This is a genomic window from Sphingorhabdus arenilitoris, assembly GCF_042651485.1.
GTDB classification, from domain to species: Bacteria; Pseudomonadota; Alphaproteobacteria; order Sphingomonadales; family Sphingomonadaceae; genus Sphingorhabdus_B; species Sphingorhabdus_B arenilitoris.
This window is the reverse complement of sequence record NZ_JBHSDH010000010.1, coordinates 53,538-77,448: the sequence shown is the minus strand read 5'-3', so window position 1 is coordinate 77,448 and position 23,911 is coordinate 53,538. Positions and strand designations below refer to the sequence as shown.

Below are 23,911 nucleotides of genomic sequence, written 5' to 3'. Positions count from 1 at the left end.
TATCTTTGAATTTCGCACATCACGCTAGGCCAGCGGACCAGAAAAATTACAGATAATATGCTATAGCTGGCGATATTTTTCTATCTGCTGCATTGTCGCTTCACGGGCATTCGTGACCCCGCCGACTTCGCTGCTCCAATCAACAATCCACTGTAAAGCATCTTTTAGGGGAAGGCGCGGACGCCATCCGAGCGCGCTATATGCTTTTGAGCAATCAAGCCTGAGCAGGCCTGCCTCGTGCGGCATTTCGCCGGTAAAGGGGATGGCTTCATTTGCTCCGGACCATAATGACTGGAGTTGTTCCACTATCCAAGAAACAGGCTTGGCGTCATCATCTGCGGGGCCAAAATTCCAACCATCCGCAAATTCGGCTTCATCGGCGATCAGGCGCTCGGCTATCTGGATATATCCGCCCAGAGCTTCAAGCACATGCTGCCAAGGGCGCACCGAATTTGGTGAGCGGATAACCGGACTTTCGTTTTTTTGAAATGCGCGGATAATATCAGGGATCAGACGGTCTGTGGCCCAGTCTCCTCCGCCAATAACATTACCCGCCCTGACCGATGCCACTGCTACGCCGCCATTTTTTATCGAAGATGCCGGAAAAAATGAATTGCGATACGCCGATATGACCAGCTCCGCGCAGCCTTTCGAGCTGCTGTAGGGATCGTGCCCACCCATCGGATCATTTTCGCGATAGGGCCATATCCATTCGCGATTTTCATAACATTTATCGCTTGTCACGGACACAACCGCGTCAACTGTTTTACAGCGCCTAGCCGCGTCCAGAAAATTCACTGTGCCCATGACATTGGTCGAATAGGTTTCGACAGGTTCATCATAAGACAGGCGTACCAGCGGCTGTGCCGCAAGATGGAAAACCACCGACGGCTGGGAGGCTTTAAAAGCAGCATCTACCGCAGCCAGATCGCGTACATCGCCTTCTATATGGTTGATTAGCTCGGCAATATTTGCCTCTTCGAAAAGACTGGGCTTTGTTGGCGGCGGCAGTGAAAAACCGGTTATATTGGCGCCAAGCGAATGCAGCCACAATGTCAGCCAGCTTCCCTTGAAACCGGTATGACCGGAAATCAATACATTGCGGCCCTTCCAGCAGGCTACCTCGCTCACCAGATTTTCCAAGGCGCGTTACCCGACTGCCACAATTCTTCCAGATGAATTTTGTCGCGCAACGTGTCCATAGGTTGCCAGAAACCTTTATGGCGATACGCCATTAGGTCGCCGCTATGGGCAAGCGTTTCCAAGGGTTTTTGCTCCCATACCGATGCCGGTCCGTCGATCAGGTCCAACACGCTGGGGTCGGCAACGAAAAAACCGCCATTAATCTGCCCCCCATCACCAGCCGGTTTTTCAACGAAGTTCACGACCTTGTCACCGTCAAATTCCAGCGCACCAAAACGTCCCGGAGGCGTCACCGATGTTACCGTGGCACGCGCGCCATGCGCTTTATGAAAGGCAACAAGTTTGGCAATATCAATATCAGCTACGCCGTCCCCATATGTAAAGCAAAAAGGCTCGCCTTCTTTCAGGTAAGCCTGCACAGCTTTCAGCCGCCCGCCTGTCATCGTATCCGCCCCGGTTTCGACCAGAGTCACCCGCCACGGCTCGCTCCATTTTTCATGAATTTCCATGGAATTATTTTGCAAATCAATTGTTACATCAGATGTGTGCAGCACATAATTGGCAAAAAACTCTTTAATCATGTATCCTTTATAGCCAAGGCAGATAACAAAATCTTTCAGGCCAGCGGCAGAATATATTTTCATGATATGCCACAAAATCGGCATGCCGCCGATTTCGACCATAGGTTTTGGCCGTGTAGAGGTTTCTTCACCAAGCCGACTGCCTAATCCGCCAGCTAGAATGACTGTTTTCATTATTAATCCTTAGCGTTTGACTCACATTTTTGGTGCTACATATCATTTCTTTGTAATACGTCTAGCAAGGAGTTGGGGAGATGCTATAAAACGCCGCATTATTGTCTACAAGCTGTTCCAACCTGTCATGGCGCGCCGTATTATCCATTTGCTGCAAATATTTATTTGCTATCTGACAGATAAGCCTCTGGCTTGTTTTACACGCAGTTTTATGCGGTAATTCCGTCAATAATTATGCTGGCTGGAACTGATGTCAAAAGGCGGTTTGAGCACCAAAGTTAATGCCGCCACCGACGCGCTGGGCAACCCCGTTCGCTTCATTCTGATCGGCGGCCAGCGCGCCTTGCATGCCATCGCTGCATCCAGCGCAAAACCCGCCGTGCCGCGCCGAACCACGACTGCCTCATGGCGCAGCTTTGATGCCACAATCTACAAGGATCGCAATCTCATCAAGCGCGTCTCCGTGTGACAATCATATAACCGTCGCCTCGGCCCAAATGCGCTGTCTTTTTTCATGTCCCTTTGCGGTCAAATAGCCTTTTGGCGATCGGGCAATTGCAAGGCGCAAAACGGCGCGCTAATAGCGAGCCATCATTTCATCTATAAGGAAGCCCAATGCCCAAACTCATCCTCATCCGCCATGGCCAGTCGCAATGGAATCTGGAAAACCGCTTCACCGGGTGGTGGGATGTGGATGTCACCGAAAAAGGTGCAGCAGAGGCAAAGGCGGCGGGCGCGTTGATGAAGGAGAAGGGCATTCATCCCGCCATTGGATTTACCAGCGTGCAGACCCGGGCGATCAAGACCATGAATATCGCGCTGGAGGAAATGGGGATGTTGTGGCTACCCGTGACCAAAAACTGGCAGTTGAATGAGCGCCATTATGGCGGCCTCACCGGGCTTGATAAGCAGCAGACACGAGACAAGCATGGCGATGAACAAGTGCATATCTGGCGCCGCAGTTTCGACGTGCCGCCGCCGCCGATGGAGGAAGGGTCGCCCTTTGAAATGGCAAATGACCCACGCTATGCCGGGATCAAGGTGCCGCGCGCGGAGAGCCTGAAAGACACGATTGAGCGCGTGCTGCCTTATTGGGAAAGCGCGATTGTGCCGGAGTTAAAGGCCGGAAAGGATGTGCTGATCTCTGCCCACGGTAATAGTTTGCGGGCGCTCGTGAAGCATTTGTCGGGCATATCGGATGAGGATATTACGGGACTGGAAATTCCAACCGGACAGCCGATTGTGTATGATATGGCCGGTGATCTGGCGCCGGGCGAACGCTATTATCTGGCCGACAGCTAAGGCAAATATCGCTAAGCGCAATATCGGCACGGCTTCAGATCACCGCTGCTTAGCCTGTTTCGCTTCATACATGGATTTGTCGGCGCGTGTCAGATGCTCGGCGGCGGCGACCCCGCCTTCGATGGCGGTAAAGCCTATGGATATAGCCGGTTTCAAACTATGGCCTTCATAATCGAACCATTGTTTTGAAATTGCCTTGCTGATTTTGTCTGCTTTATCCGGCAAGGCGGTGACGTTGATATTTTCCAGCAACATGCCGAATTCATCGCCGCCCATGCGCGCCACAATGTCGGAGCGGCGAACGCTATTTTGCAGGGCTTTGGCAATCGTGATCAGCATCTTGTCACCGGCATCATGGCCGTGCTGGTCGTTGATCGCTTTGAGCTGATCAACGTCGATAAACATCAATCCAAAATCGCCGCCATAACGGTGCGCCCGCCAGATCCACTGATCAAGCGTTTCGATAAAATGCCGCCGATTGTAAAGCGGAGTCAGAGTGTCACGACGGACAAGACGCTCCAATTCCGCAATGCGGGAGAGCAATTGCCGGTTTTCTTTTTCCAACGCGGTCAATTGGTCCCCGCCCTTACCATGCACATCGCCTGGCTTTGCAATATTATTCATCATCATACCCCTTTGCGACCCGGGGTTCGTTTATGCTTTGGCTAGAAGCCGAAACCGTTTTAATTTGCAACATTTTTTAACGATACAACATGTAACTTTTGCTGTCGGTAGGCGCAATGAATCGGGAATTGCGCGGTTGCCGCCCTATCGCTACAAGGCGGAGCGTGATGTGTAGGCAAAAATGTCTGCCAGTTGAAATAAAACAGGAAATTTGGGTGAGCGAAGCGAATATAGTGGTCAGCGTCATAATGGGGAGCCGGTCGGATTGGGAAACCATGCAGGCTGCGGCCGCGATTTTGGCCGAACTCGGCATTGCGCATGAATGTAAAGTCGTATCGGCCCACCGCACCCCCGACCGGCTTTACGAATTTGCCAAAGGCGCAGCGGGACGCGGATTAAAATGCATCATTGCGGGCGCAGGCGGCGCAGCGCATTTGCCCGGAATGGTCGCATCCATGACCCGTATCCCGGTTCTGGGCGTGCCGGTTCAGTCCAAAGCGCTGGACGGGATGGACAGCCTGCTATCCATCGCACAAATGCCAGCGGGCATTCCCGTTGGCACGTTGGCAATTGGTAAAGCGGGTGCGGCCAATGCTGCCCTGCTGGCTGCGGCGATGCTGGCGACACATGATGACGCGCTGGCGGCGCGGCTTGACGAGTGGCGCAGCGCGCAAACGGCTTCTGTGGCGGAGACGCCCGAATGACGGCGCTGTCCCCCGGTTCGACCATTGGCATATTGGGCGGCGGGCAATTGGGCCGGATGATGGCCGCCGCTGCGGCGCAGCTGGGCTATCGCTGCCATATATACGCACCAGAGGCAGATAGCGTTGCTGCCGAGCTGTCCGCCGCTTTCACATGCGCCGCCTATGACGACCTTACCGCATTAGAAGCTTTCGCGAAAAGCTGTGACATTGTGACATATGAATTTGAAAATGTCCCGGCACAGCCGCTGAAGAAAATCATCGGAAAAGCGGCGCTGCGTCCTGGGGTTGCGCCGCTCGAAATTTCGCAGGACCGGGTTGCCGAAAAAAATTTCGCCGAAAGCCATGGCGGGAAGGCAGCGGCATTTATGCCAGTGAAAAATTTCAACCAGCTGGCCGACGCAATTGACAAAATCGGGACGCCCGCAATCGCCAAAACCATTCGCATGGGTTATGATGGTAAGGGACAGGCCCGGCTGCGCAAAGGCAGCAATTTGGAGCATATCTGGCATGATTTGGGGCGCCAACCGATAGTGGTAGAAGCGCTGGTCGAATTTGACGCCGAATTTTCGGTGATATTGGTTCGCGGCGCAGATGGCGAAATCCGTTTCTGGGACAGCGCCCGCAACAGCCATGAAGGCGGCATATTGGCACAATCAACGGTTCCTGCCGGACCGATGGTGGAAAGCCAGGTTGCAAAGGCGCGGATATTGGCATCCAAAATCGCAGAGGCACTGGATTATGTGGGCGTAATGACCTGCGAATTTTTTGCCTCCAGCGCAGGGCCGATATTCAACGAAATGGCGCCGCGCGTGCATAACACCGGTCATTGGACAATCGAAGGCGCGACAACCAGCCAGTTTGAAAATCATATCAGAGCGATTTGCGGCCTGCCGCTGGGCGATACCAGCAGCACCGCCGAACGGGTGGAAATGCATAATTTGATCGGCACCAAAATACCGGACATAGCCAAGCTGCTATCCGATGATGAGGCGCATGTGCATCTCTATGGCAAGGGCCAAGCAAAGCCGGGGCGCAAAATGGGCCATGTTACCCGCTTGTATCGTTAGACGGTAATCGCTAACCGGATAATATGAACCATCCTGAAATCATCCTTGTTGTTGCCAGAGCCGATAATGGTGTAATTGGGAAGGATGGCGATATGCCTTGGCATATTCCCGCTGACTTGCGCCATTTCAAACAAATAACCAAAGGCCGCCCCATGATTATGGGACGCAAAACATTCGAAAGCCTGCCCGGTATTTTGGAAGGGCGGCGGCATATTATCCTGACCCGCGACACAGAATGGGAAGTGGATGAGGATAGCGAGGACGATGACGTCGAGATCGCGTATAGTCCCGAAGAGGCATTGAAAAAAGCGCGGTCCGGCCATGTCTGCATCATCGGCGGCGCCGAAATTTATGCCCTGTTTTTGGACCGCGCCGACCGAGTGGAGCTGACCGAAATTCACAGTGCACCAGACGGTGATACGGTCATTCCGCCGTTTGATCCAGAAATCTGGACCGAAACCGGACGGACCGATCATCCGGCCACCGACAAAATTCCGGCCTATAGCTTCGTTACGTTGAAGCGGACTGCGGCGGTATGATCCGCAAATTGGTTTTTGCGTTACTGATCCTGATCATCGCCGCCGCTTGCGGGCTCCTGCTGTTCGGTCCGGGCTATACCGAACGCAGCATGAATATTGTCGATGGCAAACCGCTGCTCAAAGTCAGCGATGAAGCGGCTGCGCTGCATAAAACGCTGACCATTGTTGATTTGCATAGCGACAGTTTGATGTGGGACCGCGACATTACGAAGCAAGCCGCGCGTGGGCAGATGGACGTGCCGCGCATGAAAACGGGAAACGTCGCCTTACAGATTTTCAGTTCGGTCACCAAAACACCGCGCGGCCAAAATTATGACAGTAATAGCGATAAAACCGATAATATAACGCCTTTGGTGATGGCTCAGCTGCAACCATTGCGAACCTGGAGCTCGCTGCTCGAACGGTCGCTTTATCATGCGCAGAAACTAACCCAAGCAAGTGCGGCGTCGAAGGGCGAGTTGACGGTCATTACGGCGGCTCCGCAAATCGCCAAGCTTATATCCGAACGCGGGACTCGCAATTGGCCCATGGGCGCGATGATGTCGGTCGAAGGGCTGCATAATCTGGAGGGTAAAAGAACAAATTTGCAGCGCCTATATGATGGCGGCGTGCGTATGGCGGGGCTGACGCACTTCTTCGACAATGAGCTAGCAGGGTCGATGCATGGCTTCAAAAAAGGCGGCCTGACCCCATTTGGCAAACAGATTATCGCCGATATGGAGGCCAAGGGGATCATCGTCGATATTGCCCATTGCAGTCATCAATGCGTGGCAGAGGTGATTGCAATCGCAAAACGTCCTATTGTGTCCAGCCATGGCGGCGTGCAAGCGACCTGCAGCGAAAACCGCAACCTTACAGATGCGGAGATTAAGGGAGTTGCGGCGACCGGCGGCGTGATCGGTGTCGGTTATTGGGAGGGAGCAGTCTGCAACACTTCGCCTGCCGCCATTGCAAAAGCCATCAAACATGTCCGCGATCTGGTCGGTATCGAATATGCCGCGCTGGGCAGCGATTATGACGGCGCGGTCACCGTGCGGTTCGATACGTCAAAATTGGTTCAGGTGACGCAGGCGTTGATGGATGCGGGGTTTAGCGAACAAGACATTCGCGCGGTCATGGGGCTCAATGCCCTGCGCGTGCTGTCCGCCGGAATAATCCCGCAATCGGGGCGGGCATCGTGACGATCCGGCGGTTGCACCATGGCGAGCCCATGCCCGCCGACCTACGCGGATCGGTCGCGGCACTCGGCAATTTTGACGGTTTCCATTTGGGGCATCAGGCGGTCGCAGGTGCCGCCATCACCAAAGCAAAAGCGGAGGGACGCCCAGCGATAATCGCCACTTTTGATCCGCATCCGGTGCGTCATTTTGTACCAGACACCCCGCCATTCCGCCTCACCAGCCTGGATCAGCGGCAGCGTCTGTTTGCTGACGCCGGGGCCGACGCGATGCTGATATTCGATTTTGGCGCGCCGCTTGCTGCTACCAGCGCAGAGGATTTTGTTACCGAATTGCTAGTCCGCCAATTGGGCATCAAAACCGTGGTGACCGGGGAAGATTTCACCTTTGGCGCGCGGCGCGGCGGCAATGTCGATGTGCTGCGCGAAATAGGGGCTGGCTGCGGGCTCGATAATATCGCCATTGGTCCGGTGCAGGCAGGCGCAGAGATTATCAGCTCCAGCCGGATTCGCGATGCTTTGAAAAATGGGGATCCGGATGGTGCCGCTGCCTTGCTGACCCGGCCTTTCGCGGTAGAGGGCAAAGTGCAGCATGGCGACAAGAATGGCCGGCTACTGGGTTATCCCACCGCCAATGTCGATATGGGCCAATATCTGCGCCCCCGCTATGGCATATATGCGGTGAAGGTGCGCTTGCCCGATGGCCGTGTGCTGGACGGCGCAGCCAATATCGGCATCCGCCCCAGCTTTGATCCGCCCAAAGAATTGCTCGAAGCGTATATTTTCGATTTTAACGAGGACTTATATGGGCAAATGATTGAGGTTGAATTTCATGCCTTCATTCGCGGGGAGGCGAAGTTTGATGATCTGGACGCATTAAAGATACAGATGGCACAGGATTGTGATACGGCGCGCACGCTGCTGCGATAAATAAAAACGGACGATAGGGGGAAATATGTCGCCAAAATGGGGGAAAAGGCTGCTATTGGCGGTCGCGCTGCTGATTTTTGGATTCACGCTTTTCCACGCTAGCTGGCTTGCGCCTGATCCTACCGGGCGGCCCAAGCTGGTGGCATCGGGCCCCATTGACCTGCCGCGTGATGCGGGCGGATGCGCGATTGATGCGGCGGCGGGTTACGGTGCGGCCAGCGTATCGCAGGACACCCAAATGCTGCAAAGCGCGGCCGGCAGCGGCGCGGACGGCATTGTCATTAACAGCGAAATGGTGGACGGCACCCCCGTAGTTCCCCGCATTTTTGGTAAGGATTGCAAGGCAGTAACGCCGCGCACCCCGATAGCCGAAGCCATGACAGCATTGTCGAAGCCCGACCAGTTTATCCATGTGAATAGTGCGAGCGACGCCGCCGCTATACAGGCCGCCGTCTCCGCTCAAACCGCCCCCGCCGAACCGGACGGACCAAAGCGCATATTTTTCGCGGCCAAAGACGCCGATATACAGCGCTTTGACAAAGCCGCCGCTTTTTCGGTTGCAAAGGCGCGGCAATGCGCCGGCGATTACCGGACCAGCGGCATGGCGGGCATTGTGCCGTCCAGCTGCGTTGGCGGGACCATGATCCTGACGCTCGATGATCTGGGCATGACATTATGGGGCTGGCCCGACCGGTTTATGGCACGGATGGCGGCGCATAATGTCCGGTTGATTATAGCGGCAGATGAAAAGGACGGAAAGCTAACCGGCCTGACGCAGCTAACCCAATATAACGACATTGCCAACAGCTATAATGGCTATATTTGGGTCGATAATATTGCGGAGCTTGGCCCCGCATTGAAGCGGTGATGCCGCAAGTTCTTGCAGTAAAGCCTGCGCTCTTCTAAGGCCGCATCCGATATGACCGACGCACGCGATTTTAAAGACACTGTCTTCTTACCCAAAACCGATTTTCCGATGAAGGCAGGCTTGCCGCAGAAGGAACCGGCGATCCTGGAGCAATGGGAGGCAGACGGCCTCTATGCTAAGCTACGCGAGGCGCGGGCTGGCCGCGAAAAATTCATCCTGCATGATGGCCCGCCTTATGCCAATGGCGACATGCATATCGGCCATGCGCTGAACCATATCCTGAAAGACATGGTCTGCCGCACGCAAAGCCTGCTCGGTAAAGACGCGCCTTATGTGCCCGGCTGGGATTGCCACGGCCTGCCCATTGAATGGAAGGTTGAGGAGCAATATCGCAAGAAAAAGCTCAACAAGGACGAAGTTCCCGTCAAGGAATTCCGTGCCGAATGCCGGGCATACGCGCAGCATTGGGTGAATGTGCAGCGCGAGCAGGTGAAGCGGCTGGGCATACTCGGCAATTGGGACAAGCCTTACCTCACGATGGATTTCGACAGCGAAGCAACGATTGTGTCCGAACTGCTGAAATTTGCGGAGTCGGGTCAATTATATCGCGGGGCCAAGCCGGTGATGTGGTCACCGGTGGAGAAGACTGCGCTGGCTGAGGCTGAAGTGGAATATGAGAATATTGTCTCGACGCAGATTGATGTGGCGTTTGAGATTGTAGAGTCGCCCATCCCGGAGTTGGTCGGCGCACATGCGGTGATCTGGACAACGACGCCCTGGACGATCCCGGTCAATCAGGCGATCGCTTATGGGCCGGATGTGGAGTATGTGTTGATCCGATCTATAGAACGGAACATTTTAATTGCAGCGGAACGTCAATTCGATTTCTGGGTGAGAATGACATCTGATGGTCAGGCCACGTTGACACAAGCTGAGCCGGGCGATGGTGTAATCAAAACATTCAAAGGCTCCGACCTAGCCGGAACCATCGCCCGCCACCCGATGGCGAAGCTGTTCGAATCGCCCCTCCCGCCTGCGGGAGGGGCCGGGGGTGGGCCTACTGATGGTGGGGATTTGCCCACCCCTAACCCCTCCCGCGAGCGGGAGGGGGACAGCGTCAATCCAGCTTCGCCACTCGCTGAATTTTTCCTGCGCCCCCGCCCCTTCCTGCCCGGCGATTTTGTCACCACCGACAGCGGCACCGGGCTTGTCCATATGGCGCCGGATCATGGCGAGGATGATTTTGACCTGTGCAAGGCGCACGGGCTGGAGCCGGTATTCGCAGTGGAAGGCGACGGCAAATATCGCGCCGACTGGGGCTGGCTTGGCGGGCAGGGGAGCGTCATCAACCCCAAATTCAACGCGCCCCCTAATGCTGACGGCACTGGGGGCCCGATCTGTGAAGATCTGAAAAAGGCTGGCGGTTTGCTTGCGGCGAGCGCGGATTACCAACACAGCTATCCGCACAGCTGGCGCTCCAAAGCCAAGGTCATCTATCGCTGCACGCCCCAGTGGTTTGTGCCGATGGACCGGCAAATTGCCCCTCCGTCAGCGCTTCGCGCTGCCACCTCCCCATCGCAGGTCGATGGGGAGGAAGTTTCGGCCAATCCTCCCCATCGACTTGCGATGGGGAGGGGGACCGCCGCTGCAGGCGGTGGTGGAGGGGAAAGCACTCTCCGCCAACGCGCAACGCAGGCCATCGCCGAAACCCGCTGGGTGCCCGAAAAGGGCCGCAACCGCATCGGCGCAATGGTTGAGGGCCGCCCCGATTGGGTGCTCAGCCGCCAGCGCGCATGGGGCGTGCCGATCACGCTGTTTGTCGACCGCAAGACCGGGCAGTATCTTAATGACGTGAGCGTCAACGCGCGCATTGTGGACGCCATCAAAGCTGAGGGCGTCGATGCCTGGGAAGCCGCCCGCGCACAGGAATATCTGGGCAGTGAATATAACGCCGACGATTATGAGCAGGTGTTCGACATTCTGGACGTCTGGTTTGATTCGGGCTGCACGCATGTCTTCACGCTGGAATCGGGCAAATGGCCCGAGCTCAGCTGGCCCGCCGACCTCTATCTGGAGGGCAGCGATCAGCATCGCGGCTGGTTCCAGAGCTCGCTCCTGCAAAGCTGCGGCACGCGTGGCCGCGCGCCTTATGATGCGGTGCTGACCCACGGTTTCACCATGGACCAAAAGGGCCTGAAAATGTCGAAATCGGTCGGCAACACCGTCGACCCGCTGAAGATCATGCAAAATAGCGGCGCGGATATCATCCGGCTGTGGGCGCTGTCGGTGGACTTTACCGAAGACCACCGGATCGGCGATGAAATCCTGCGCGGGGTGGGCGATCAATACCGCAAATTGCGCAATACATTCCGCTATATGCTCGGCGCGCTGCAAGGTTTTTCGGATGCTGAGAAGGTTGCGGTGGAGGACATGCCGGAGCTGGAGCGCTATGTCCTGCATCTGCTCTCCGAATTGGACGCGAAGCTGCGCAAGGCGGTGGATGACTTTGACTTTAACAGCTATGTCCGACTGCTCAGCGAATTTGCCAATGAAGATTTGAGCGCCTTCTTCTTCGATATCCGCAAAGACTGCCTCTATTGCGATGCAAACCCGGCGAGCGGATATCAAACCGACAAACGCCGCGCCTGCCGCACGGTGCTGGACATCCTGTTCCACGCAATGGTGCGGTATGCTGCGCCCGTGCTGGTATTTACGGCGGAGGAAATTTGGAAAACCCGTTTCCCCGATGCCGATAGCGTGCATTTGCTGGAATGGCCTCCTCTACCCGACCTTCGTCATTCCCGCGAAGGCGGGAATCCATCACCTGCGGGTGAATTTTCGACAGGTCCGGAGATGGACCCCCGCCTTCGCGGGGGTGACGAGTTGGTGGAGCGGTGGGCAAAAATTCGCGAATTCCGATCTGCCGCAAACGAAGCCATCGAACCACTGCGTCGGGAAAAGACTATTGGTTCGAGCTTGCAAGCCGATGTATGGCTTGATGTGGATGGGGAGCCCAGCCAAAATCTTCTGACGTCTGTTGATTTTGCCGAATTGTTAATTGCTGCTGGCGTGAAAATCACTGCCAACGAGAAGGGTGATTTTGAGCTTAATGGCAAATCTGCCGCAGCTAATCTAAAAGTCTTCGTTCACGCCAAGCCCACCACCCACCATAAATGCGGCCGTTGCTGGCGGCATTTGCCCGAAGTGACCGAGGATGGCGCGCTGTGTGGGCGCTGTGATGGAGTTTTGAACGGATGAGCCAGATGAATCCCGCGCGGCGTTTTCACTTACAGGGCATCATGCTCGCCAGCCTGATTTTCATTGCCGACCAATTTGTCAAATATCTGATGATCGGGCCGCTGGCGCTTAAAAGCCGGTCGGTCATTCACATCATCCCCTTTTTCGATCTGCGCTGGGCCGAAAATCGGGGGGTTTCGATGGGCTTTTTGGAGGCGGGTAGCGAAATGGAGCGCTGGCTGCTCGTTGGTTTGACCGCGGTGATCGCTATTGTTGTCAGCATTTGGATGTTCCGGGAAAAGCTGCGCGGTGATGTGCTGGCGCTGGCATTGGTGCTGGGCGGCGCACTGGGCAATATTGTTGACCGGGTCCGCTATGGCTATGTCGTCGATTATGCCGATTTGCATTTTGGCGCATTCCGGCCCTTTTATATCTTCAACCTGGCCGATGCCTGCATTAGCATCGGCGTGTTGATATTGCTTGCCCGCGCGTTCCTGATGGGCAAGAAGGAAAAAGAAGCGAATGAAACGAGCGACAGCGTTTCAGATTAAGTTCATGTCGCGCGGATTATCCCGCGATCCGACATCATGATGGAGTGAGTTTTATGCGTAAATATATTTTGGCATCGGCCGCCGCCGCATCGGCTTTGGCGCTATCGGGCTGCGGATCGAGCGGGATTTTTGATCGCAACCGTCCCGATGAATTTGCCGTTTCGCGCGCCGCTCCTTTGGTAGTGCCGCCTGATTTCGCGTTAACCCCGCCGCAACCTGGCGCACCTCGCCCGCAAGGCGAATCGACGCAGGATCAAGTTTTAGAAGCGCTGTTTGGCGGCCCAGCGCCGCGTTCGGCAACACAGCAAGCAGTGACGAGCAATGCCGGCAGTGCAGACACCGGTATCCGCAGCTCGGTCGGCGATCCCGATACCAACACCGTCAATAAAGGCAGCGTGACCCGCGATATTATCGCTGCCCCCGAAGGTGACGGCCAAAATGCGCAGGCGGCAACGCCCGGCAATTAAAGGGCAGCATTAAGGCCGCGCAGATACGCGGGCTCTGTATTTGATGATAGGGAAAAGCCGGTCAGGCGGAACCGTTTATCCGCCTTTGGACCCGACCGACGCTTTGGCCGCAGATGCGACGCTGCGTCCTCCAAATCCACCGGTTGCCGCGAGGCTGCTGCCGCTGCGGCGGCGCTGATCCTGCATTTTATCGACCGTATTTTGCCCCGCAAATCCGCCGCTTGAAATGCTGTAGGCGGTTTTTGTGCCATTTTGCATGACGGCGGGGCTGGCCGTTGAGAGTAAGCCGCTTTTTTTGTTATTATATAGCCCGCCATAGGAATAGCGATTGCCGTCCATGGACCGGGCGATGATATAGCCCATTAAGACCCCCGAAAAACCGGACCTGCGCTTTTCACAATTGCCTTCGCCATATTCCGCTTCGCAGGCTTGTTTTTGATCATATACCTTAGCGGTCTTCTCATTTTCTTCGCGCGCGGCATCGTAAGCCTCTTCGCATTTTTGCTCGGAATAGATTTTCGCTGCCGTACATTCACCGACCGAGCGATAAGCGTAAACCTTATCGCTTTCTTGGCTTTGCGGGGCGGCAGCGGCGGGCTGTTCATCGGTCGGCGCGGATGAACCGCATCCCGCCAGCATCGTTGCCGATCCCAGCGCCGTGAATCCGGCGGCCAAGGACCGCTTTGTCTTTTTGCGATATAAAGTTGATTTACCCGCCATTTTTACTGCTTCCCCATTCAAAATTTAACTTTAACGCGTTACAGGGGAAAAGATAATATTCGGTTTATCCGGCGGTTTTCGCTCCGCCATCTTCAATAGGGACGCCCCCATATATGCGCAGATTAAGCATCGCCGAACGGCCCGACTGGCAGGATACCGCAAGGGCATTTGGTTTTACCTTCCACCATATTGATGGGGAGCGTTATTGGGATGAACGCTATGCCTATGCCTTTACGCTGCAGCAGATTGAGGAGGATATAGAGGACCCGTCGGCCGAATTAAACGCCATGTGCCTGCGGCTCGTAGACAAGATCGTGCGCAGCGAGGAATTGATGGCTAAGCTCGCCATTCCGGCGCGCTATTATGACCTTGTCGCGAACTCTTGGAAAAATCGCGATCCGTCGCTTTATGGCCGGTTTGATTTTGCCTATGACGGCACAGGCCCGGCCAAAATGCTCGAATATAATGCCGATACCCCGACCAGCATTTATGAAACTGCATTTTTCCAATGGCACTGGTTGGAACAATTGATCGATCAAGGCCGCCTGCCCGAAGATGCCGATCAGTTTAATTCGCTCCACGAGGCATTGGTGAAGCGTTTTGACGAAATTGTGCCATCCGAATCGGTCATTCATTTTGCCAGCGTGGCGGATCATGTGGAGGACCGGCAAACTGTCGCCTATTTAGAGGATCTGGCCCGGCAAGCAGGGTTAGAGCCGCATTTTGTTCCGATAAACGCGATCGGCATCAATGCCGATGGACGCTTTGTGGATCAGGACGAAATGCTGATCGACCGGATATTCAAACTCTATCCATGGGAGGATATGCTGCGCGAAGAATTTGCGGCCAATGTTGCCGGATCGGGGACGCAATTCATCGAACCTGCATGGAAAGCATTGCTCAGTAACAAGGGCATTTTGCCCATGTTATGGGCGGAATATCCGGGGCATCCCAATTTGCTACCTGCCGCTTTCGATGATGACGACCGGGCAAAGGCAGCGCTTGGGCCGCGTCATGTCCGCAAGCCCCTTTTTTCCCGCGAAGGTTGGGATATTGAATTGCGCGGCGATGGCATAAGCGCACAAGGCCCAGTGGGCGGCTATGGCGCCGAAGGCTATATCGTGCAGGACTATGCCCCGCTGGCGCAATTTGGGGACCGGTATGCCGTCATCGGCAGCTGGATCGTCGGCGAAGATGCAGTCGGCCTTTCGGTGCGCGAGGACGGCGGGCCGATTACCCGCGACAGCGCTTTATATATCCCCCACGTGATATTGGAGGAGGGACAGGCTATCGGTTAGGCATGTATCCGGCCTAAGGAATTTCAATCAGCATATCGTCCATCACCTTAGGCCCAGCGGGATCGCCGCGAAAAACCATTGGGCCGCCCTCCCGGGTGATTTTGCGGGTGGCACCTTCGCCCTCTCGGTCAAAACTCGTGAAATATATCCGCACGCCTTTCCAGCTTTTCAGGCCTAGGCTGCTGGCACGATAGGATAGGGTGATGGTCCGTTTGGCATGATTGACCGACACGGACGGGGCGCGGCCGATTTTCTGACCATCCTGCATTTTCATGCTATTGCCCCAACCGAAAATACTATGCATCGCCGACCAGCTAAATCCGCGCGGCATCGGGCCATCGATATCCACCGAGCGGGTAAGCCCCCGCCGTCCAGGTAGTTCAAAGAAATTGGTGAAGGACACATGATCAAAACCATTTGCCGGGCTCCAATCGGCCCCCGTCGCCCGCATCTGTAATTCCACCTCCAATATATCGCCGCCGGTGCGCACATGGGCGCCAACAAAATCCTGCTGTCCGCGAAAGCCGGGATCGGTCGGCGGCGCATAATCGCCATCCGGTCCTTTATCATCATATTTAGGATCGGAAAATTGCGCTTCCCAATCGGCGCTGTTTCGCTGTGTCTCATAGGGAATTTCAGGGCCAACTATGCCCGATTGGGGCGCATAAATTTGGGCCAGATGGTCATGCGTTCCAATGTCGCCCGCGCTCAGCGTCGCGGCCCATTTCCCGCCGGGCGCAACGGGAATGTTTTGTGCATTGCTCAAATCGCCATCAATAACGAGCTGCAGCATTTTGTCGCTGCCAGTCCAGCGGCCCGATAGCTGATAATCCGCGTCCAACGGCGCATTTGGCAGCGGCGTGTCGATAATGATATGCGGGGCATCGCGCGGCGCGGTGGCTCCAATTGCCTCCCCAGCGCTTGCGTCATTGGGAAGCTTTAATATCCGTATCTCGCGCGGTGCCAATTCCATTGTCAACGACCCGTCACCGGCTGTGACCGCTGGCCCGGTGGGGCCGAAAACGGGCGTCAATTCAGCAAAGGGCACCAGCCCCGCCGGCATGGTGGTGAGCAAGCTGGGATGATCGGCGCTGTTGATAATGACGAGGATACTCCCGTCTTCCCCATCGCGGCGAAATGCAAACGCGCCCGCCATATTTTTATTATCCGCCAGCACGGTCAGCTCGCCCCGGCGCAAGGCGGTATGGGCCTTTCGTATTTCGGCCATTTTTTGGATGAATTGGAACAGGTCGGATTGGGTGTCGAACCGGTCTTTGTCTGCTCCATATCCGCCCTTAAACATCGCCGCCCGCGTATCTGCTTCGCCTTGTTCATTGCCCTGATAGATCATCGGGACACCGGGCAAGGTGAAGATCATCGCCAAAGCCTGTTTGAACCCCGCTATGCTTCCCTGTGACAGGAAACGGGGCATATCGTGATTATCCACGAAATTGGCGGCCAAAGTTGGATCAGGATTGGTCCTTTTCATCGCCTCCAACCGATATGTCATCGCTGAGGTCGGCAGGCCTTGCGCAAAAACGCGCAGCATTTCTTCTTGCAAGGGAAAGTTGATCAGCGAGGGGAAGAGCGGACGAGGACCGAAATATTCCTGCATTTTCGCTTCGCTGATTAAAGAGAATGCAGGGGCATTTTCCTTCACTTCGCCAAAGACAAAGAAATCCTTTCGCCCGGTGTTCTCTGCCCGTTTCAGGATGCCGTCGGGGGCATATAAAAAATCTTCGAAAAATTCCGGTTCGACATATTTCACCGTATCGACCCGGAACCCATCGACACCGGCATTGGATATCCAGTCGCCAAAAATATCCTTAAATGCTTTTCGAACAGCGGGATTTTTGGTGTTAATATCATCGAGTTTCGAAAGCTGCTGCGTGGTTTCTGCCTCCCGATTGCCATAATTGGACAGCTCGCCAGTCCAATTGTAAATGGCGGCTTCGCGATCTTTTTCCCGGCGCGGATCGTTCAGGTTAAATGGATAGGATAAAGGCGCGCTGCTCGGACTATTCGGATTGGCCGGCCGGTATCCAGCCGCAGGATCGGCCGTACCGCTCGCCTGATCATAATTGAAAAAATCACCGGTATGATTGACCACAATATCCATGACCAAATACATGTCGCGGCGATGCAAGCCGCAGGATAATTGCTGATAATCGCTTATGTCCCCATAATGTTCGTCGATCTTAGTAAAATCGCGCGCCCAATAGCCGTGATAGCCGCCATAGCCCGCGACCTGCGACCACCACTGATTTGCAATGGGCGGGGTAGTCCAAACTGTCGTTGCGCCCAGCGACTTTATATAATCCAGCCGGGACGTCACTCCCTTTATATCGCCGCCGCTATAACGGCTTGGATCGGCGGGATTATATTCGCCCATGCCCTGATCATTATTGGACGGATCACCGTCGGCAAAACGGTCAAGCATCAGGAAATAGATTATCTGGTCACGCCATTCGGGCGATGCCACATGCAGCGCGCCGTTACCCGCGCACACATCCGCCACGGCAGTTTGGCCAAGGCCGAGCTGTTGTTTCGGTTCATCTTGGGGTGCCGCTGAATATGCCGGATAGGCCGTGCCCGCCATCACCAACATGGCCGCGATTGCGCGATGCTTTTTCAATATTCCCTCCACCTCGCCGTTTTAACGGTTCTCCGATACGATAGTGCGAAGGTGGCAGCATATTGCAACCATGTATACGAATGCGTGTTGCACGGCCATTGCCCGCTCTTTAGGCCTAGACGCCAACCATCGCCATTTGGAGGGCGATGGCGGAGGAGAGAATATGCGTTATCCCGGCTTGATTATATATGGGGCGATATGCCTGCTCGCGGCCCTGCCATCATTTGCCGGCGCACGCGAATATGTCAGTCATAAATTGGAAGGGCAAACTTTATCCATTGCCACAGATGAAGGCAATGTGACCGTCCGCGCGGTCAGCGCCGATGCCTTTGAAATTGTCTATGACATCAACGAAGACAAGCAATTCCCATCCTTTGCCTTGTCAGGTGAGACGCAGCAGACCGATGTGCAGGTGGAGGAAAATGAAGACAGTATCCTACTGCGCACACCGGCAATGACGGCGACGATTGAAAAATCCCCGCTGCGGATGCGCTATGACCGGCAAGGCGCGGCTTTATTATCCGAAGAAAAGGGATTCTTCACCGATGACAAAAGCCGTGGTTTCCGCTTCGACTTAACGGCCTCCGAAAGGCTTTGGGGCGGGGGGCAGCGCGTGCTGGGCATGGACCGGCGCGGCGAAATATTACCGCTCGATAATCGCGGGGCCTATGGCTATTCCGACCGTTCCGATGCCATGTATTATGGCGTTCCGGCGGTCATATCAGACCGGAAATATATGCTGCTATTCGACAATAGCGCGCGCGGCGAAATGGATTTGGGCAAAAGCGAGGCCAATATCCTTCAGGTAAAAGCGTCGGGCGGGCGGGCCGCCTATGTTGTGGTTGCGGGTCAAAGCTATGCTGATATCGTCCAAAATTATACCGCTATTACCGGGAAGCAGCCACTCCCCCCGCGCTGGGCCCTTGGCAATATGGCATCGCGTTTTGGCTATCGCACCGAAGCGGAAACGCGCAGCGTTGTCGATAAGCATTTCGCGGAGGATTTCCCGCTCGACGCGGTGATTTTGGACCTATTTTGGTTCGGTCCGGATATTAAGGGGCATATGGGCAATCTGGATTGGAACCGCAGCGCTTTTCCCAATCCCGAAGGCATGATCGCCGATTTCAAGAAGAAGGGCGTCAACACCATATTGATAACCGAACCTTTCATCCTGAGCACATCGAAACGGTGGGAGGAGGCGCTGGCCAATCAAGCTCTGGCGCGGGATGCAGCGGGGCAGCCCAAGACATTTGATTTTTATTTCGGCAATGGCGGCCTGATCGATATGTTCGATCCTAAGGCGAGCGATTGGTTTTGGGCAAAAAATCGCGATTTGTTAAATCAAGGTGTCGCCGGAATTTGGGGCGATCTGGGCGAACCGGAGGCGCATCCATCGGACATAGTGCATACGCCCAATTGGGGTGCGGACGAGGTGCATAATGCCTATGGCCACCAATGGGCGCGGATGATGTCGGAAAAATGGGCACAGGATTTTCCAAACCAACGGCCATTTTTGATGATGCGCTCCGGCTTTGCCGGGACACAGCGTTTCGGCATCATCCCTTGGTCCGGCGATGTCAGTAAAACATGGCCCGCATTACAGGCGCAAATTGAAATTGCCCTGCAAATGAGCGTCGTCGGTCTTGCCTATAGTCATTCGGATCTGGGCGGATTTGTCGCGCTGGATTCGGCGGTGGATGACGGCAAGACGGCGGTGGCGTTTGACAAGGAGCTGTATATACGCTGGCTCCAATTTGGAGCTTTTCAGCCCGTTTTCCGTCCGCATAGCCAAGAGCAAATTCCGGCTGAACCGGTGTTTCAGGATGAGCAGACAAAGGATATTGTCCGCCGCTATATTCGCACCCGCTACCGCTTGATGCCATATCTCTACACCGCCGCTTGGCAAAATAGCCGCACGGGCATGCCAATGACCCGCCCGCTCGCCTTTGCCAGCGACGATCCGGCGATGTTTACCGACCAGTCTGCTTTTTTGTGGGGCAATGACCTGTTGGTTGCGCCGGTAACGCAAAAAGCCGCGACCAGTAAATCGGTGCCCTTACCCGCCGGGATATGGTTTGATTATTGGACGGGCGCGAAATTTTTCGGAGGGCAAACCGTATCTGTGCCCGTTGCAATCAAAGACATACCGGTCTTCGTTCGCGCCGGTGCCTTCATCCCGGCCATCGGCGATATTGATACATTGCGCGATTATCGGACCGATAGGCTGAAGCTTCATTATTATCATGATGGCAGCGTGACCGCGTCGACCAGCCAAATATATGATGATGATGGCATAACGCCCGCTTCGCAGGAAAAGGGCTTGTATGAATTGCTCAATTTCCAATCGGCCTATGTCAAAGACACCTTGCTGATCGGCCTGACCCGCGAACGCCATAAAGCCTATGCCGGGCAGCCTGCACAGCGCCAGATGCAGGTGATTGTTCACAATATCGATAAAGCGCCGCGCCGGGTTATGGTCGATGGCAAAAAAATGGTCGTGAACAAAGGCGGTTTGAATGGCGGGGACAAGGCGGGTGTTGCTTACTCAGCATCCGGTAGGACATTGACCATCAACTTCCCCTGGCGCGGAGACAAAGCGAATATAGCGGTCCGGTCGGGTTCAGCCGCTAACTAGTGCGGCAACGATTGAACCGGCCGGATCACAGCCCGGCATAACGGCTACGCTTTTTCCAATGTGCATTGCAGCGGATGCTGCGCCTTTTTGGCGAAATCCATTACCTGCGTCACTTTTGTCTCGGCGACCTCATAGGGGAATATGCCGCAGACCCCGACGCCCTTTTGATGCACATGCAGCATCACCTGGGTCGCTTGATCGGTATCCATCTGAAAGAAAGCTTTCAGCACATGAACGACAAATTCCATGGGCGTATAATCGTCGTTGAGCAGCAATACTTTATACAGGCTCGGCTTTTTCGTTTTGGGCCGGGTGCGCGTGGCAAGGCCAACGCCGGGGCGGCCGCTATTGCCGTCATCTTCATTCTGATTGGTTGGAACGATCATCTGTCCAAAATAGGATAAGCCGTGCCGCCCCGCAAGAGCGTATAACATAAAATCGGCGAACGCCCCGCAACGTGAAATTCACTTCGCGGACAAAAAGGAAAGCCGCCCTTTCGCATGATGCAAAAGGACGGCTTCTCTATCAGCATAACCGGGGTGCCACTGCTTCCTGCCGCTGGGAGGAGGAGAGAGAGAGGCGGCAGGTGCTAGCTACACGCCGGTCAGCGTGTTCAAAAAAAGCGGCTTAGGCGGCTTTTTTGAAAAGGTCAGTCGTAACCGCGATGCGGTTCGAAATCGGCTGGAACATTTCGCTGGCGAGTTTAACGACAGCTTCGGTGTTCTTCGAACCCTGCGATACGGCAGTGTCGAAAGCTTTTTTCGTCAGTTCGGTTTGAACTTTTACGAAATCGGTTGGCGTGCGAACAGCAATCATTTCTTTTACAGCTGCTTGCATGTCGGCGAAATTCGCTTTGGCAAATTCAACATTGGTTTTGCCCATGTCTTGTGCGCCCTTGGCAACAATCTTGCCAGCTTCCACGATTGCGGCAAAGTTGGCTTTTTGGAACTCAACAGTGTCCATTGCCAATTTCTTACCTTTTTCGGCTGCTTCAGCGGCACGAACTTGCATGTCGGCAAAAAAGCCTTTCGCGGTTGCGGTTACTTTTTCGGCTGTTGTTTCTGCGGTCTTAGTCATTTTTTCTACTCCACTCTTGATAATCGATGTTTCTTCAACAGTGACAATTTTGCTAACCAGCTGATCCTTCGCCACCTGAGCTACTGCGGCCTTAGGAGCTGCCTCAACAGCTTTTGCAGGAACCACAGCCGCCGGGGCTTCAACCGCTACTTTTGCAGGAGCAGGCTTTTTCGGGGCCGATTTTGCTTTAACAGCTGGCTTTGCACCTTTCGCAGTTTTAGGGGCGGCTGTTTTGGCTACCGGCTTTGCTGCTGTGGTTTTTACGTCAGTCATTAAATTGCACCATCATTGTTGTGTTGCAGTGCAATATATATATGCTGCAGCGCAGCGTCAAGGGTTTTTTGTGCGGCGCACAATAATTTTTAGGGATTTCAAATTTATCGCTTTATTTCAATTTTTTAAGATACAGAAATTCATGGTCCTCATGGTTGCCAACCATGAAAATAGTGTCTGCTACATGTGCGAAGCCATATTTTTGATAGAAGCGCTGCGCCCGGGGATTTTCGCTAAATACGCTTAACAACATATCATCTGCATTGAGCGCGGCTGCTTTTTCCAGCGCCCAATCCATCAGGCGACCGGCCACTGCCTGGCCAAAATAATCGGCCCGCAGATAGAGCTGTTTCAACTCCACCACGCGGCGGCCCTGCGGATCATAGTCAAGCGTGACACCGTCGCCAATTTTGCAATAGCCAACCAGCTGCCCATTATCCTCTGCCACTTGATAATAGAGCCGGGGATTGTCAAAATCCGCTTGCACCGAAGGCACAGAATAAGCCTGCTCCAAGAAAGCGGTCAAATCTTCGGCGGCATAAAGATGGGCGAATGTATCGCAAAATGTTTCACGGCCCAGCGCCGCCAAAGCTTCCACATCGGCGGCAACAGGTGATCGGTAAAATATCGGCATGAACGTCTCTTCAGGGCTATCTGCGCCGTTTTTACGCGGCCAGGGTCAATGCCTCATAACGATCAAAATGATGATCCGCACTACCAAATTGATTTTCAATCATGGTCGCGCGTTTGAAATAATGGCCGATGGCAAGCTCCTGCGTGATACCGATACCGCCATGTGTCTGGATCGCATTTTGGCCTACGAAATTTGCGCCCCGGCTAATCCGCGCCTTGGCCGCGCTGACCGCTGCCATCCGCTGCTCAGCTGGTTTATCGAGATGCAGCGTCGCCATAATCGTCATTGATTTGGCCTGCTCCACTTCCATGAACATATCCACCATGCGGTGTTGCAGCACTTGGAACCGGGCAATTTCCTGACCAAATTGTTTGCGTTGTTTCGCATAATCCAGCGTGCCTTCATGCAGCTTGGCCGTCACGCCAACGGCTTCTGAACATATGGCGACGGTTGCTTCATCGACTATCTGTTCGATGACCGGCAATGCGCCGCCCTCTTCACCGAGCAGCGCATCGGCTGGGATGCTGGCATTTTCAAAATAGATTTCCGACGCGCGAAAACCGTCCACCGTGGGATAATCGCGGCGTACGACGCCCGGCGTGTTCGCCTCGATCAGGAATAAGGAGATGCCCTCGCGCTCGCTCTGCCCGCCGCCGGTGCGTGCTGTGACCAGCAAATGAGTGGCCCATGGCGCGGCATAGACGACCGATTTATGACCGTTCAGCACATAGCCGGCGCCATCTTTTTTCGCGCTCGTCTGCAAATTGGCGAGGTTATAGCGCCCTTGCGGTTCGGCATAGGCAAATCCGATAATCACATTGCCGCCGATAATTTCGGGGATAACTGCATCAGCGGCCGCGCCGCCCACCGCTTTCAATGCGCCGCCGCCGAGCACCACAGTTTGCAAATAGGGCTCGATCGCCATGACCTTGCCCAATTCTTCCATAATGATGGCATTTTCCAAATGGCCGCCGCCCAAACCGCCATGATCCTCGCTAAAGGCTGCGCCCAGCATCCCCAGCTCCTGTGCCAATGCGGTCCAGATGCCAGGATCGCGGCCCAAATCGCTGTCGATCATCGCACGGCGTTTGTCGAAATCATATGTATCGGCCAAAAAGCGGGCCAGCGTATCGCGGATCATGTCCTGCGTTTCAGTATAGGTGAAATCCATCTGTTGTTCCTTACCCTCTTATCCGTCAATATGGCGGCGGCGGTATCGGTTGCGGCTAGTTGCTGCTCCGCTTGCCATTGGCCGCCCGTTTGACGTTATATTTT

The 23,911-nt window shown here is 54.9% G+C and carries 22 protein-coding genes; 13 read left to right on the top strand and 9 right to left on the bottom strand.

Annotation, left to right across the window (positions count from 1 at the left end; genetic code table 11):
- Positions 1-60: 60 nt before the first annotated feature.
- Positions 61-1,131 carry a CDP-glucose 4,6-dehydratase gene (rfbG, locus tag ACFOWX_RS01845; protein ID WP_381420742.1) on the bottom strand — a complete coding sequence of 357 codons (1,071 nt, stop codon included), beginning with the start codon at positions 1,129-1,131 and terminating at the stop codon, positions 61-63.
- Positions 1,128-1,898: a glucose-1-phosphate cytidylyltransferase gene (gene rfbF / locus ACFOWX_RS01840; protein WP_381420741.1), complete on the bottom strand. Its 771-nt coding sequence runs from the start codon at positions 1,896-1,898 to the stop codon at positions 1,128-1,130. Before rfbF ends, rfbG begins: the two co-directional genes overlap by 4 nt.
- Before the next feature lie 250 nt (positions 1,899-2,148).
- Between rfbF and ACFOWX_RS01835 the strand changes: the two genes are divergently transcribed.
- Together ACFOWX_RS01835 and gpmA are read left to right on the top strand one after the other, a co-directional pair.
- Positions 2,149-2,367: a hypothetical protein gene (locus tag ACFOWX_RS01835; RefSeq protein ID WP_381420740.1), complete on the top strand. Its 219-nt coding sequence runs from the start codon at positions 2,149-2,151 to the stop codon at positions 2,365-2,367.
- A 146-nt stretch (positions 2,368-2,513) separates the two neighbouring features.
- The gene (gene gpmA / locus ACFOWX_RS01830; protein ID WP_381420739.1) at positions 2,514-3,200 is read left to right on the top strand and encodes a 2,3-diphosphoglycerate-dependent phosphoglycerate mutase; all 687 of its coding nucleotides are present in this window, start codon (positions 2,514-2,516) and stop codon (positions 3,198-3,200) included.
- A gap of 39 nt (positions 3,201-3,239) precedes the next feature.
- Here gpmA and ACFOWX_RS01825 read toward each other — a convergent pair whose 3' ends face one another.
- On the bottom strand, positions 3,240-3,830 hold the full coding sequence (locus ACFOWX_RS01825; protein WP_381420738.1) for a GGDEF domain-containing protein: 591 nt from the start codon (positions 3,828-3,830) through the stop codon (positions 3,240-3,242).
- Between the two features lie 242 nt (positions 3,831-4,072).
- Between ACFOWX_RS01825 and purE the strand changes: the two genes are divergently transcribed.
- The 9 genes from purE to ACFOWX_RS01780 are packed head-to-tail and all read left to right on the top strand — an operon-like array spanning position 4,073 to position 13,364.
- Positions 4,073-4,528: a 5-(carboxyamino)imidazole ribonucleotide mutase gene (gene purE / locus ACFOWX_RS01820; protein WP_381421067.1), complete on the top strand. Its 456-nt coding sequence runs from the start codon at positions 4,073-4,075 to the stop codon at positions 4,526-4,528.
- On the top strand, positions 4,525-5,595 hold the full coding sequence (locus ACFOWX_RS01815) for a 5-(carboxyamino)imidazole ribonucleotide synthase (protein WP_381420737.1): 1,071 nt from the start codon (positions 4,525-4,527) through the stop codon (positions 5,593-5,595). Before purE ends, ACFOWX_RS01815 begins: the two co-directional genes overlap by 4 nt.
- Positions 5,596-5,618: 23 nt before the next feature.
- Positions 5,619-6,134 carry a dihydrofolate reductase gene (locus ACFOWX_RS01810; RefSeq protein WP_381420736.1) on the top strand — a complete coding sequence of 172 codons (516 nt, stop codon included), beginning with the start codon at positions 5,619-5,621 and terminating at the stop codon, positions 6,132-6,134.
- Complete coding sequence (locus tag ACFOWX_RS01805) at positions 6,131-7,315, top strand: dipeptidase (protein ID WP_381420735.1); 1,185 nt, start codon at positions 6,131-6,133, stop codon at positions 7,313-7,315. Before ACFOWX_RS01810 ends, ACFOWX_RS01805 begins: the two co-directional genes overlap by 4 nt.
- Positions 7,316-7,317: 2 nt before the next feature.
- Positions 7,318-8,241 (top strand): bifunctional riboflavin kinase/FAD synthetase, encoded by a 924-nt coding sequence (locus ACFOWX_RS01800; RefSeq protein WP_381421065.1) that lies wholly within the window; start codon positions 7,318-7,320, stop codon positions 8,239-8,241.
- Positions 8,242-8,266: 25 nt separating this feature from the next.
- A complete protein-coding gene (locus ACFOWX_RS01795; protein WP_381420734.1) occupies positions 8,267-9,109 on the top strand; it encodes a hypothetical protein in 843 nt (280 codons plus the stop codon).
- A 51-nt stretch (positions 9,110-9,160) separates the two neighbouring features.
- Entirely contained in the window at positions 9,161-12,367 is a 3,207-nt protein-coding gene (gene ileS / locus ACFOWX_RS01790) for an isoleucine--tRNA ligase (protein ID WP_381420733.1), read from the top strand.
- Positions 12,364-12,897, top strand: a complete 534-nt coding sequence (gene lspA / locus ACFOWX_RS01785; protein ID WP_381420732.1) for a signal peptidase II — start codon at positions 12,364-12,366, stop codon at positions 12,895-12,897. Before ileS ends, lspA begins: the two co-directional genes overlap by 4 nt.
- Positions 12,898-12,950: 53 nt before the next feature.
- Positions 12,951-13,364: a DUF3035 domain-containing protein gene (locus ACFOWX_RS01780; protein ID WP_381420731.1), complete on the top strand. Its 414-nt coding sequence runs from the start codon at positions 12,951-12,953 to the stop codon at positions 13,362-13,364.
- Positions 13,365-13,439: 75 nt separating this feature from the next.
- Here ACFOWX_RS01780 and ACFOWX_RS01775 read toward each other — a convergent pair whose 3' ends face one another.
- A complete protein-coding gene (locus ACFOWX_RS01775) occupies positions 13,440-14,084 on the bottom strand; it encodes a DUF1190 domain-containing protein (protein WP_381420730.1) in 645 nt (214 codons plus the stop codon).
- A gap of 113 nt (positions 14,085-14,197) precedes the next feature.
- Between ACFOWX_RS01775 and ACFOWX_RS01770 the strand changes: the two genes are divergently transcribed.
- Positions 14,198-15,382, top strand: a complete 1,185-nt coding sequence (locus ACFOWX_RS01770; RefSeq protein ID WP_381420729.1) for a glutathionylspermidine synthase family protein — start codon at positions 14,198-14,200, stop codon at positions 15,380-15,382.
- Between the two features lie 13 nt (positions 15,383-15,395).
- Here ACFOWX_RS01770 and ACFOWX_RS01765 read toward each other — a convergent pair whose 3' ends face one another.
- Positions 15,396-18,017, bottom strand: a complete 2,622-nt coding sequence (locus ACFOWX_RS01765) for an alpha-amylase family glycosyl hydrolase (protein WP_381420728.1) — start codon at positions 18,015-18,017, stop codon at positions 15,396-15,398.
- 163 nt (positions 18,018-18,180) lie between these two features.
- Between ACFOWX_RS01765 and ACFOWX_RS01760 the strand changes: the two genes are divergently transcribed.
- Positions 18,181-20,652 (top strand): glycoside hydrolase family 31 protein, encoded by a 2,472-nt coding sequence (locus ACFOWX_RS01760; protein WP_381420727.1) that lies wholly within the window; start codon positions 18,181-18,183, stop codon positions 20,650-20,652.
- A gap of 44 nt (positions 20,653-20,696) precedes the next feature.
- Here the strand turns inward: ACFOWX_RS01760 and clpS are convergent, their stop codons facing one another.
- The 4 genes from clpS to ACFOWX_RS01740 all read right to left on the bottom strand — a co-directional run bounded on the left by clpS (position 20,697) and on the right by ACFOWX_RS01740 (position 23,807).
- On the bottom strand, positions 20,697-21,038 hold the full coding sequence (gene clpS / locus ACFOWX_RS01755; RefSeq protein ID WP_381421063.1) for an ATP-dependent Clp protease adapter ClpS: 342 nt from the start codon (positions 21,036-21,038) through the stop codon (positions 20,697-20,699).
- Positions 21,039-21,279: 241 nt separating this feature from the next.
- A complete protein-coding gene (locus ACFOWX_RS01750) occupies positions 21,280-21,855 on the bottom strand; it encodes a phasin family protein (protein WP_381420726.1) in 576 nt (191 codons plus the stop codon).
- 259 nt (positions 21,856-22,114) lie between these two features.
- Complete coding sequence (locus ACFOWX_RS01745) at positions 22,115-22,636, bottom strand: GNAT family N-acetyltransferase (RefSeq protein WP_381420725.1); 522 nt, start codon at positions 22,634-22,636, stop codon at positions 22,115-22,117.
- A 31-nt stretch (positions 22,637-22,667) separates the two neighbouring features.
- A complete protein-coding gene (locus ACFOWX_RS01740) occupies positions 22,668-23,807 on the bottom strand; it encodes an acyl-CoA dehydrogenase family protein (RefSeq protein ID WP_381420724.1) in 1,140 nt (379 codons plus the stop codon).
- Positions 23,808-23,911: the final 104 nt, after the last annotated feature.